Here is an 11,788-nt window from a genome sequence, read left to right as displayed (position 1 = left end):
TTTACCGTTTTTAAAGTCTTCGATAGATTGCTCATTATTATCAAGAATTTCTGTTACAACTTTACGAAGTGTACCCTCGTCAGAAATTTGAACAAGACCTTTCGCTTTAACGATTTCTTCTGGGTCTCCACCTTTTTCAATTAATTCATTAAATACTTTCTTCGCGATTTTAGAAGAAATTGTACCTTTTTCAATTAATTGAACCATTTTAGATAAACCAGCAGGCGTTAATGCAACGTCTTTTAATTCTTTTTGTTGTTTGTTTAAGTATGCAAGTACTTCACCCATTAACCAGTTCGATGTTAATTTCGCATCAGCACCGTCTGCAACAGTTGCTTCAAAGAAATCAGACATCTCTTTCGTTAATGTTAACACGTGTGCATCATAAGCTGGTAAGCCTAGTTCTGCAACGTAGCGAGCTTTACGTGCATCTGGAAGTTCTGGAATAGAAGCTCGAACTGCTTCTTTCCACTCATCATCAATGTAAAGTTCAACTAAATCTGGCTCCGGGAAGTAACGGTAATCGTCAGATCCTTCTTTCACACGCATTAAGATTGTTTTCTTCGTTGCTTCATCATAACGACGTGTTTCTTGTTGGATGATACCACCAGATAACAGTTCTTTTTCTTGGCGCACTTGCTCGTGCTCAAGACCTTTTTGTACGTAAGTGAATGAGTTTAAGTTTTTCAGTTCCGCTTTTGTACCGAACTTCTCTTGTCCAACTGGACGAAGAGAAATGTTCGCATCACAACGTAAGGAACCTTCTTCCATCTTACAATCAGATACACCAGTGTATTGAATGATTGATTTTAACTTCTCTAAGTATGCATATGCTTCTTCTGGCGTACGCATATCTGGCTCAGATACGATCTCGATTAAAGGCATACCTTGACGGTTGTAGTCTACTAATGAACCATCAGCTGTATGCGTTGATTTACCAGCATCTTCTTCTAAATGAAGACGTGTAATACCGATACGTTTCTTTTTACCGTCTACTTCGATTTCAATCCAACCATTTTCACCAATTGGCTTATCAAATTGAGAGATTTGGTAAGCTTTCGGGTTATCTGGATAGAAATAGTTTTTACGGTCAAACTTCGTTTCCGTTGCGATTTCACAGTTTAATGCCATTGCAGCTTTCATCGCAAAGTTAACTGCTTCTTTATTTAAAGTAGGAAGTACCCCTGGGTATCCTAAGTCAATTACACTTGTTTGTGTATTTGGCTCCGCTCCGAATTCTGTTGGACTCGCAGAGAAAATTTTCGAATTTGTTTTTAACTCAACGTGAACCTCTAAACCAATAATTGTTTCTAAATTCATCTATGCTCGCCTCCTTACAGACTTGCTTTTTTTGTATGATAGTCTGTTGCTTGCTCAAACGCATGTGCAACGCGGTAAATTGTCGCTTCATCGAAGTGTTTACCAATGATTTGTAGACCAAGTGGCATGTTGTTAGCACCGAATCCACATGGAACTGAAATCGCTGGAACACCCGCTAAGTTTACTGGGATTGTTAAAATGTCATTTGCATACATTGTCATTGGATCGTCAACTTTTTCTCCCACTTTAAATGCCGGAGTTGGTGTTGTTGGTCCAATAATAACATCATAGTTAGCAAATACATTTTCAAAGTCGTTCTTAATTAATGTACGTACTTGTTGTGCTTTTTTGTAATATGCATCATAGTAACCAGAGCTAAGAGCAAATGTACCAAGCATAATACGACGTTTAACTTCATCACCGAAACCTTCACTACGTGTGTTTTTGTAAAGATCTAATAAGTTATTTACATTATCAGAACGAACACCGTAACGCACGCCATCAAAGCGTGAAAGGTTAGCAGATGCTTCAGAAGAAGATAGTAAGTAATACGTTGCTAGAGCGTATTTAGAGTGTGGAAGAGATACTTCCTCCCAAGTTGCGCCCATACCTTCTAATACTTTTAAAGCAGCTAGTACTGACTCACGAGCTTCTTCGCCAACACCTTCGCCTAAGTATTCTTTCGGTACAGCAATGCGTAAACCTTTAACATCGCCTGTTAAACCAGCTAAATAGTTTCCAACTTCAACGTTTGCAGAAGTTGCATCCATGCGGTCAATACCTGAAATAGCTTGTAATAAGTATGCATTGTCTTCTACTGTACGTGTAATCGGTCCGATTTGGTCAAGTGAAGATGCGAATGCTACTAATCCGTAACGAGATACGCGTCCGTAAGTTGGTTTTAAACCTACAACACCGCAATATGCAGCTGGCTGACGGATAGAACCACCCGTATCAGAACCTAGAGAGAATAGTACTTCTCCTGCTGCTACAGCTGCTGCAGAACCACCACTAGATCCGCCTGGAACGTAATCTAAGTTCCATGGGTTTTTCGTAGCGTAGAATCCTGAGTTTTCATTTGAAGAACCCATTGCGAACTCGTCCATGTTTAATTTACCGATTGTAATTGTGTCAGCAGCTTTTAGCTTTTGCACAACTGTCGCATCATAAATTGGATCGAAGTTTGCTAATATTTTGCTTGCACAAGTTGTACGAAGACCGTTAGTTACAATGTTATCTTTTACACCAATTGGCATACCGAATAATAAACCATTATCTTCAGCGCCGATTTTTGCATCTAATTCTTTCGCTTTTGCGCGTGCATTTTCTTCATCTAATGTAAGAAAGGCTTTTACGTTATCTTCAACATCCGCAATACGTTTGTAAGATTCTTCTACTAAATCCGTAACGGAAATTTCTTTGTTGTTTAACTTCTTATGTAACTCTGATACTGAATGATCGAATAATGACATCGAAATTCCCCTCCTCTATTCTAATACTGCTGGAACACGGATTTGATTATCTTTGTGATCCGGTGCATTTTTTAATACTTCTTCAACTGGTAAACCTTTTTCTGGTACATCTTCACGCATAACATTTTTCATAGTTAATACATGAGTTGTTGGTTTTACATCTGTTGTATCTAATTCATTTAACTGTTCTGCAAATGTAACAATTGCATCTAGTTGTTTTTGAAATTTTTCTGCTTCTTGATCAGTAATTGCAAGACGTGCTAAATGTGCTACGTGCTTTACATTCTCAACGGAAATTCTTGACACGGCTAGGCCACCTCCATAATATATCGTTCAATCTACAATACTATTGATGATACCAAATTTTCAGTACTTCAAGCAAGTCAACACAGAGTACTTACGCCATTTTTACATAAAAAAAGAAAGGCAAATGCCTTTCTTTACAATTTACTCTTTATCTAACGGTTTATTTTTTGGAAATCTCTCGTTATCTTCTTCATTATCACGAATTGTTTTTTGTAATACAAAACAAGACATCGTTAAAAATAATGTTCCAATTAAATAGTATCCTTTTACACTAAGCGTTTCATCTAACGTATAAATCCCAATTAGCATACCTGAAAGCGCACAAACAAATGAAGTCCATGCTAAAAATGTGAACGCTTGCGTATTACGTCTTCTCATCGTTCTCCCCCTCGTTAGCTGTATACCCATTATAGATAAGTATATTTACCATGATGGATTTTTATGTAAATTCTAGTTTTATATTTATAAATCTATCATAAAAGAATACTATTTTAAAGGAAGTTTTCTGTCTAATCTGAAAAAATAATTAAAATCATTGACAATTTTTTCTATTCTACATAAAATAAAAATAAATATTACGAACCTCGAAATATACGGGAGTGGAATTAATTGTTGCAATATGAACATTTTTTAGACTTACTGCTAGATAACGCCAAGAAACTTTTCTATCCTGAAGAATGGGTAAGCCTAGATTTAACACTTTCTAAAACAGAAGTATTTTGTTTACTTTGGATGGAACGAAATACAGATATTACAATGACGAAAATTGCTGACCTTCTTGATATACCGATGAGTACAACGACGGGCGTTGTAAATCGCCTTGTAAAAAAGGGATATATTGAGCGCTACCGTGATGAAAATGACCGACGTATTGTATTAATTCGGTTAACAGAAAACGGCGTAATGCTCGTTCAAGAAGTAAAACAAAATGCAGCCCACTACTTTAGCTTAGTGACAGAAGCATTGTCAGAAGAAGAAAAAGCATTCTTACTACAAATCTTCCAAAAGATTATGAATCACATTGCTACGTCACAGCAAAAAACAGAAGAAAAAGTTTCTACACCTAAAATGAAAAACATTCCGATTGAATAAAACCCTATCTGGGTTTTTATTCAATCATTTACTTCGACACTCGTAATATTCGATATTCGAAACAAAGGAGATATGAATGATGAGAATTATTTTGTATACAGGTAAAGGCGGCGTAGGAAAAACTAGCATTTCAGCAGCAACAGCAATTCAAAGCGCAAAACAAGGATTAAAAACTTTAGTCATGAGTACAGATCCCGCTCATAGTTTAGGAGATTCATTTGGTATAAAGCTATCTTCTGAGCCATTAGAAATTCGTGAAAATTTGTGGGCACAAGAAATTAATACGATTTATGAGATGGAAAAAGGATGGGGAAAATTACAGAAATATATTACACTACTCTTCACTTCCAAAGCAGCCGATGATATTACAACAGAAGAATTAACGATGTTTCCTGGTATGGAAGATTTAATTAGCTTACTTCGCGTACTCGATTATTATAAACAAAACACATATGATGTTATCATTATTGATTGTGCTCCAACAGGAGAAACATTAGCAATGCTAAGCTTTCCAGACATGCTCGGCTGGTGGATGGAAAAATTGTTTCCTATTAAAAGAAAAGTTTTAAAAGTCGTTCGTCCTGTAGCTCAATCACTCCTTGGTGTCCCTCTTCCAACCGATGATATTATGGACGAATTAACAAATACACTTGAACAGCTCGGAGAAATGAGAGATATTTTATCAAACCGAGAAGTAACAAGTATCCGCATCGTTGTAAATCCTGAAAAAATGGTCATTAAAGAAGCTCAGCGTAGCTTTACTTATTTAAATTTATACGATTATAACGTAGATGCCATTATGATTAATCGCGTCATCCCTAACACCGTCACCGATCCTTATTTTCAAGCATGGAAAGATACGCAAAAGAAATATAAAACATTAATTCAAAATAGTTTTGATCCACTTCCTATTTACGAAGCTCCAATGTTTGAACAAGAAGTTGTTGGTTTACCCATGTTAGAGCGTGTAGGAGATGCTTTATTTAAAACTGATCATTGTCCTACTGAAGTGAAATTTAACGGCCGCACACAATATGTAAGAAAAGATGGCGATGATTATATTTTCATTCTTTCTATTCCCTTCTCAAACAAAAGTGAACTTTCATTAAATCAAAAAGGTGATGAGCTAATTATTCGAGCTGGCTCTGTGAAACGAAATATTACATTGCCAAAAACGTTAACACACCTTTCTATTCAAGGGGCAAAATTTGAAGAAGATATACTAAACATTCGGTTTGGAGGTGTAGTGCATGCATGAGGAACTACTACGAAGGGTAATTCGTACAAAAGTAAAAGTCGGGATGCATATATTAGATGAGCTACCTAATCTAATCCAATCCAGCAATCAGCTAAGCAAATATTAAATATTTTGCAAGAGGAGCTAACTGCTTATCCGAAAGAACGAGATCATCATGAAGTTAATTTAAAAAATATCATAATTGAATAACTATCTCTGTATAGAGGGCCTTTTTTAGGCTTTCTATACTTTATTGGAGTGATGTAAGTTGATGAAAAAGCATTCCACTACTATACTCTGGATCATTCCCTTATTATTTTTCATTCATAACCTTGAAGAAGCTTTCCAAATGCCACAATATCTTGCTAATCAATTTTCAATCCGTCTTATAACTAGCCAACAATTTTTCATTGCCATTTCCGTATTAACAATCTTTGTATTACTTATCGTCTTTCTATATCAACTTAACTTCTTGTCTTCTATATGCTGGATTATTTTTATACAAGGGGCCATCTTCTTTAACTCTGTTCAACATATTATTTTGTTTTTCATTTATCGCTCCTATAACCCCGGCGTAATATCAGCATTTTTCATTACTCTCTTTTCTATTTTCTTTTTTTTATCCAAAAAACACTTAATTCATCAAAAGCAATTCGTAATTACACTCCTTTTCAGCTTATTTTCTTATCCCATTATAATTTGGATTACCTTACTGTTCGCTAGCTATTTTCATTCATAAAAAAAGACCAGGAAAACTCCTGGTCCATTACTCTACTTAACAAACATTGGATTCTACGTTATACAAAATTGGAAGGTACAGAATTAGGGTTTGTTTGTTAAGTTTATATGTTGAACGAACTAACAGCGGAGGGGTTCCTTCTGTTAGTCCATTAAACCCAATCATTATTTTACGATTTTTTCAAGCTCCTCAAGTGAAAGATCTATTGAAATTGAACCATCATTTGTTTCTTTCTTAATTGCATCTGTTACTTCTTTTGAATGGTATAATTCAATTACTTTTTTCAGTGTTGGATCATCTTTATCTTTCGTACGAGCTGCGAAAATATTAATATAAGGCTTCGCATTTTCATTCTTTGGATCTTCTAAGAAAATAGGATCCTTCGCTGGATCTAATCCAGCTTGACCAGCAACACCGTTATTAATAACTGATGCCGCTACATCTTTTAACACACGAGGTGTTTGCTGTGCGATAACCGGTGTAATTTTTAATTTCTTCGGATTTTCAGCAATACCACTTGGATCTCCAAATAGACCAAAATCCTTTTTCAGCTTTAATAATCCAGCTGCATCAAGAAGTTTTAATGCACGTGCTTGGTTCGTTGGATCGTTTGGAATTGCAATTTCTGAACCATCTGGGATTTCATTTGATTTCTTATATTTTTCAGAGTATAAACCCATTGGTGCAATTTGTGTTGTACCAACAGCTGTAATATCTAACTTATGTTCCTTTTTAAATTGCTCTAAGAACGCAATATGCTGGAATGAGTTTAGTTCAATATCTCCATCAGCTAACGCTTTATTTGGCGTTGTGTAATCGGAGAACTCCACCAGTTTAATCTTAATCCCTTCTTTTTCAGCTTTTTTCTTCAAAATTTCCCAAGCGTCTCCATCCGTTCCAGTTACACCGACGCGAACTACTTTTTCTTTCGCTCCTGCACCCGTGTCTCCACTTGAGCAGCCGCTTAATGCTGAGACTCCTACAATCGCTGATAATGCAAATGCTAAAATTTTCTTCATTCTCTTTTCCTCTCTTCCTTTTTATGATCTGCGTAACAAGACTTTCGCAAAGTAATTCCCTAAATTTTGAGCTATCTGTACGAGAATAATAAGTAACACGACCGTTACGAACATAACTGATGTATCAAAACGTTGATAACCATATGTCATTGCTAAATCACCAAGACCGCCACCACCGACAAGCCCAGCAACTGCAGAAAATTCAATTAAACCAACTGTCATAAATGTGACACCTAAGATTAATGGTGCTAACGCTTCTGGTACAAGGATTTCAAAAACAATTCTAATTGGCGAGGCGCCCATTGCTTGCGCTGCTTCAATTACTCCTTTCGGAACGGAAACAAGGTTTGTTTCAACCATTCTAGCAATACCAATTGATGCGACTAACGTCATCGGGAAAATTGCTGCTGCTGTTCCAATCGTCGTTCCGATAACACTTCTCGTTAGTGGACTTAACGCTACTAAAAAGATAATGAATGGTACCGGACGAATTGTATTAATTATGATGTTAAGAATAGAAAAGACCCATTTATTTTCTAAAAAGTTTCCTTTTCTCGTTACATATAAAAGTAAACCTAGCGGTATACCAAGAATTGTAGCAAATATAAGGGTTACAATTACCATTAAGAGGGTATCCCCCGTCGCATCTAGTATGCGCGGCCAAAATATACTCCAATCAACTCGCATGAGCTTCTACCTCCTTCAGCTGCACTTGCAGTCTTAGATGTTGTAATGCTTTTTGAATTTCCCTCTGCTCACCTTGCAACTCTACAAGAAGATTTCCAAATAGCACATTTTGAAGTTCAATAATATTTCCGTACAGTACATTTACATCGACGTTATAGTTTTTTGCGATATATGATAGTACCGGCTGTCCTGTCTCCTCACCAGTAAATGTTAGACGATAAATTTGACCACCATTTTGAATTTTCGCTAGAACACTTTCCGGTAAATGATCATTAATGACAGAACGTACAAAGTTTTGAGTCGTCTTTGTTTTTGGTTGCGTGAAAACATCAAACAGTTTTCCTTCTTCAATAACTTTTCCCTTCTCCATTACAGCTACACGGTGACAAATTTCTTTCACAACATGCATTTCATGTGTAATAAGAAGAATTGTTAAATTGTATTCTCTATTTACTTTCTTTAATAAGTTTAGAATTTCTGTCGTTGTTTCTGGATCTAAGGCTGATGTTGCCTCATCACATATAAGAATATCTGGCGATGTCGCAAGTGCTCTAGCAATGCCCACACGCTGCTTTTGTCCACCTGATAGCTGCTCTGGGTAATAGTTTGCTTTATCTTCTAACCCTACAAACTTCAGCAGTTCATTTACTCTTTCTTTTATCTCATTCTTTGGTACTTTCGCTAACTTTAATGGATAAGCAATATTTCCAAATACTGTTCTTGAATTAAATAAATTAAAACTTTGGAAAATCATTCCAATTCTTTGTCTCAGTTTACGTAATTCTTTCGTCGATAATGATGTAATATCTTTATCATCTATTGAAATCGTTCCTGCCGTCGGTCTCTCTAACATATTTACTAAGCGTAATAACGTACTCTTTCCAGCGCCACTAAAACCAATAATGCCAAAAATTTCGCCTTTCTCAACTGATAATGTTACATCCTCCACCGCATGAACAGATTGCCCAGCTGATTCATACACTTTACTTACATTGTTAAAAGAAATCATTTTTTCCCCTCCTATATGCTGTAAAAACTTGAAGTAGAGCTTTCGAGGTAAAATAAAAAGTGCTCTCCTTCTTATCAACCATAAAGATAAGAAGGAGAGCACTTATATGTACTCGTTCACATCTTCTCATCTTCCAAGCCTTTATATGGCTTGCTGGAGTTAGCACGGTATTAAAAAAACCCGTTGCTGAGGTATCGTAGGGCCAGTCCCTCCACCTCTCTGGATAAGAATGTATCGATTTAATTGTCGTTTAATTAATTCTCATTATAGAACTCAGAATAATAAGAGTCAATACATTTTTTAGAAAAATATTAATTATTCCTTTATTAAAATTTTCAGATGAAAATTCATGAGAAAATAGTAACTTTCAAGGTTATTTAAAATTCTTCTTCCTCATATTTTTAAACAGGAGAATCTTCTCTACGAATTGAATAAATTTATTTGAATATGAAACTCGGAGGAAGATAAATATATGAAAACAGCTCTTTTACTCATCGATATTCAAAACGATTATTTTCCAAATGGAAAGATGGAATTGCGTAATCCAGTAGAAGCAAGCGAATATGCTAATCAGCTATTACAACACTTTAGAACAAACAGCGAACCTATTTTTCATATCCAACACGTAGCTATAAAAGATGACGCTACTTTTTTCCTACCTAATACAGAAGGTGTACATATTCACGAAAGCGTACGTCCACTTAGAGAAGAAACAGTTATAGTCAAACATTATCCAAATAGCTTCCGAGAAACTAATCTTCTAGAGCAATTAAAACGTTTAAATATTGAACATGTCGTTGTATGTGGGATGATGACTCATATGTGTATCGATGCTACAGTAAGGGCTGCATTCGATTTTGGCTTTCAATGTACCGTTATACATGATGCTTGTGCTACAAAAGACCTGTCTTTTAAGAACGCTACTATACCAGCTGTTTACATTCACAATACAATTTTAGCTAGTTTAAATGGCGTATATGCAAATGTAATAAGCACGCAAGAATTTTTAGCTACATAAAAAAACACTCCTTTCAGTGAGCAAAACCGAAAGGAGTGTTCCTTGTCGAACCATAGATTTTCTTTCAAATTGTATTATACAGGAAATTCTCAAAATGAATACTAAAAAATATGACTAATAAGTCAACTTTTCTCATCATTTTATTTCTGTTCACATGTTTATCCCGCTATTAATAGGTTTTAGCTCATTCCCTTCGAACGATGGTAATATATAGGATTTCAATTTTAAAAGGAGCTCTTCACATTCTGTGAAGAGCTCCTCTACTATTTCTTATAAAGTTTCAGAAGTAGTTTTTGCTTGCATGTGAAGTGCTAAGTAATCAGGTCCACCAGCTTTAGAGTCTGTACCAGACATGTTAAAGCCACCGAATGGTTGGTAACCTACGATTGCACCAGTACATCCACGGTTGAAGTATAAGTTACCAACGTGGAAGTCTTCGCGTGCTTTTTCAATATGGTCACGGTTGTTAGTAATAACAGCACCTGTTAAACCGTATTCCGTATTATTTGCAATTGCAAGTGCATGATCGAAGTCTTTCGCTTTACAGAATGCTACTACTGGTCCGAAGATTTCTTCTTTCATTAAGCGAGCATCTTCTGCAACGTCAGCAACGATTGTTGGTTGGATGAACCAGCCTTTAGAATCGTCTCCTTCGCCACCTGCTAAGATTCTACCTTCTTCTTTACCAATTGCAACATAGCTCATTACTTTATCGAATGCAGCTTGGTCATTAACAGGACCCATGTTTGTACCTAATACTGCTGGGTTAGCAACTGTTAATTCTTTTGTTAATTCAACAGCACGATTTAATACATGATCATATACATCTTCATGGATTACTGCACGAGAACATGCAGAACATTTTTGTCCTGAGAATCCGAATGCTGATGCAACGATAGACTTAGCTGCTAATTCAAGATCTGCTTCTTTATCAACAACGATTGTATCTTTACCGCCCATTTCAGCGATAACGCGTTTTAACCAAATTTGTCCTGGGTTTACTTTCGCTGCACGCTCATAGATGCGGATACCTACATCACGAGATCCCGTGAAGCTTACGAAACGTGTACGAGGATGGTCTACTAAGTAGTCACCAACTTCAGAACCGTTACCTGGAACGAAGTTTACTACGCCAGCTGGTAAGCCAGCTTCTTCTAATACTTCCATAAATTTCGCTGCTACTACAGGAGTTGTACTAGCTGGTTTTAGTAATACTGTGTTACCAGAAACTAAAGCAGCTGTTGTCATACCTGCCATAATTGCGAATGGGAAGTTCCAAGGAGAAATGATAACACCTACTCCTAATGGAATGTAAGAGAAACGATTATATTCAATTGGACGGCTTTCTACTGGAATACCGTCTTTTAATTTTAACATTTGACGACCATAATATTCCATAAAGTCGATTGCTTCTGCTGTATCAGCATCTGCCTCATTCCATGGCTTACCTGCTTCTTTTACAAGAATAGCAGAGAATTCATGTTTTCTGCGACGAACGATTGCTGCAGCACGGAATAAAATGTCTGCACGCATTTCTGGCTTTGATTTTCTCCAAGTTTGGAATGTTTCATCCGCTACTTGCATTGCTTTTTCAGCTAACTCACGGCTTGCTTTTGAAACACGACCAACAAGTTCCTCTTTATTTGCAGGGTTTACAGAAACAATTTTGTCTTCTGTAGTGATTTTTTCTCCCCCAATAATTAATGGATAGTCTTGTCCAAGATAAGATTCTACTTTCTTTAAACCTTCTTCAAACGCTAATTTGTTAGCCTCCACTGAAAAATCTGTAAATGGCTCATGTTTGTATGCTACTACCATTTTTTTTAGCCTCCCCTTAGAAAAACGTTTACATTTTACAACATTATTCTACACGATAATTTAGATTTATT

The 11,788-nt window shown here is 36.2% G+C and carries 11 protein-coding genes, 2 pseudogenes and 1 riboswitch; of the genes and pseudogenes, 5 read left to right on the top strand and 8 right to left on the bottom strand.

What is annotated here, in order from left to right; genetic code table 11:
- From gatB to MR107_RS20700, 4 genes are all read right to left on the bottom strand, one after another.
- On the bottom strand, positions 1-1,320 hold a 1,320-nt coding region (gene gatB, locus MR107_RS20715), incomplete at its 3' end, for an Asp-tRNA(Asn)/Glu-tRNA(Gln) amidotransferase subunit GatB (protein WP_242292650.1).
- Between the two features lie 14 nt (positions 1,321-1,334).
- Positions 1,335-2,792 carry an Asp-tRNA(Asn)/Glu-tRNA(Gln) amidotransferase subunit GatA gene (gatA, locus tag MR107_RS20710; protein ID WP_000051433.1) on the bottom strand — a complete coding sequence of 486 codons (1,458 nt, stop codon included), beginning with the start codon at positions 2,790-2,792 and terminating at the stop codon, positions 1,335-1,337.
- A 15-nt stretch (positions 2,793-2,807) separates the two neighbouring features.
- On the bottom strand, positions 2,808-3,098 hold the full coding sequence (gatC, locus tag MR107_RS20705) for an Asp-tRNA(Asn)/Glu-tRNA(Gln) amidotransferase subunit GatC (RefSeq protein ID WP_000086999.1): 291 nt from the start codon (positions 3,096-3,098) through the stop codon (positions 2,808-2,810).
- Between the two features lie 141 nt (positions 3,099-3,239).
- Positions 3,240-3,476, bottom strand: coding sequence for a YiaA/YiaB family inner membrane protein (locus tag MR107_RS20700; protein ID WP_001254393.1), 237 nt, complete (start codon positions 3,474-3,476; stop codon positions 3,240-3,242).
- Between the two features lie 231 nt (positions 3,477-3,707).
- Here MR107_RS20700 and MR107_RS20695 point away from each other — a divergent pair, with 231 nt between their 5' ends.
- From MR107_RS20695 to MR107_RS20680, 4 genes and pseudogenes are all read left to right on the top strand, one after another.
- A complete protein-coding gene (locus MR107_RS20695; protein WP_000942482.1) occupies positions 3,708-4,190 on the top strand; it encodes a MarR family winged helix-turn-helix transcriptional regulator in 483 nt (160 codons plus the stop codon).
- A gap of 76 nt (positions 4,191-4,266) precedes the next feature.
- On the top strand, positions 4,267-5,448 hold the full coding sequence (locus tag MR107_RS20690) for an ArsA family ATPase (protein WP_242292649.1): 1,182 nt from the start codon (positions 4,267-4,269) through the stop codon (positions 5,446-5,448).
- Positions 5,441-5,637 (top strand): annotated as a pseudogene (locus tag MR107_RS20685) (DUF3926 domain-containing protein). Before MR107_RS20690 ends, MR107_RS20685 begins: the two are co-directional and overlap by 8 nt.
- A 61-nt stretch (positions 5,638-5,698) precedes the next feature.
- A complete protein-coding gene (locus MR107_RS20680; protein ID WP_002182395.1) occupies positions 5,699-6,166 on the top strand; it encodes an HXXEE domain-containing protein in 468 nt (155 codons plus the stop codon).
- A 164-nt stretch (positions 6,167-6,330) separates the two neighbouring features.
- Here MR107_RS20680 and MR107_RS20675 read toward each other — a convergent pair whose 3' ends face one another.
- The 3 genes from MR107_RS20675 to MR107_RS20665 are packed head-to-tail and all read right to left on the bottom strand — an operon-like array spanning position 6,331 to position 8,881.
- Complete coding sequence (locus tag MR107_RS20675) at positions 6,331-7,185, bottom strand: MetQ/NlpA family ABC transporter substrate-binding protein (RefSeq protein WP_242292648.1); 855 nt, start codon at positions 7,183-7,185, stop codon at positions 6,331-6,333.
- A gap of 21 nt (positions 7,186-7,206) precedes the next feature.
- Positions 7,207-7,872, bottom strand: a complete 666-nt coding sequence (locus tag MR107_RS20670; RefSeq protein ID WP_001261865.1) for a methionine ABC transporter permease — start codon at positions 7,870-7,872, stop codon at positions 7,207-7,209.
- A complete protein-coding gene (locus MR107_RS20665; protein ID WP_000622969.1) occupies positions 7,862-8,881 on the bottom strand; it encodes a methionine ABC transporter ATP-binding protein in 1,020 nt (339 codons plus the stop codon). Before MR107_RS20665 ends, MR107_RS20670 begins: the two co-directional genes overlap by 11 nt.
- A gap of 123 nt (positions 8,882-9,004) precedes the next feature.
- A riboswitch (SAM riboswitch) is annotated at positions 9,005-9,111 on the bottom strand.
- A gap of 242 nt (positions 9,112-9,353) precedes the next feature.
- Between MR107_RS20665 and MR107_RS20660 the strand changes: the two are divergent.
- Positions 9,354-9,919: pseudogene (locus tag MR107_RS20660) on the top strand (cysteine hydrolase family protein).
- Between the two features lie 250 nt (positions 9,920-10,169).
- On the opposite strand, the gene pruA reads toward MR107_RS20660, so the two are convergent.
- Entirely contained in the window at positions 10,170-11,717 is a 1,548-nt protein-coding gene (gene pruA / locus MR107_RS20655) for an L-glutamate gamma-semialdehyde dehydrogenase (protein WP_000259555.1), read from the bottom strand.
- Positions 11,718-11,788 lie beyond the last annotated feature (71 nt).

Source organism: Bacillus cereus group sp. BfR-BA-01441, assembly GCF_022663075.1.
Lineage (GTDB): Bacteria > Bacillota > Bacilli > Bacillales > Bacillaceae_G > Bacillus_A > Bacillus_A cereus.
This window is presented reverse-complemented; position numbering and strand designations above follow the sequence as displayed.

Excerpts from the sequence above, each read along its gene's own strand:
- gatA (WP_000051433.1), bottom strand. The coding sequence starts at position 2,792 with ATGTCATTATTCGATCATTCAGTATCAGAGTTACATAAGAAGTTAAAC.
- MR107_RS20700 (WP_001254393.1), bottom strand. The coding sequence starts at position 3,476 with ATGAGAAGACGTAATACGCAAGCGTTCACATTTTTAGCATGGACTTCA.
- MR107_RS20690 (WP_242292649.1), top strand. The coding sequence starts at position 4,267 with ATGATGAGAATTATTTTGTATACAGGTAAAGGCGGCGTAGGAAAAACT.
- MR107_RS20680 (WP_002182395.1), top strand. The coding sequence starts at position 5,699 with ATGAAAAAGCATTCCACTACTATACTCTGGATCATTCCCTTATTATTT.
- MR107_RS20675 (WP_242292648.1), bottom strand. The coding sequence starts at position 7,185 with ATGAAGAAAATTTTAGCATTTGCATTATCAGCGATTGTAGGAGTCTCA.
- MR107_RS20670 (WP_001261865.1), bottom strand. The coding sequence starts at position 7,872 with ATGCGAGTTGATTGGAGTATATTTTGGCCGCGCATACTAGATGCGACG.
- MR107_RS20665 (WP_000622969.1), bottom strand. The coding sequence starts at position 8,881 with ATGATTTCTTTTAACAATGTAAGTAAAGTGTATGAATCAGCTGGGCAA.
- pruA (WP_000259555.1), bottom strand. The coding sequence starts at position 11,717 with ATGGTAGTAGCATACAAACATGAGCCATTTACAGATTTTTCAGTGGAG.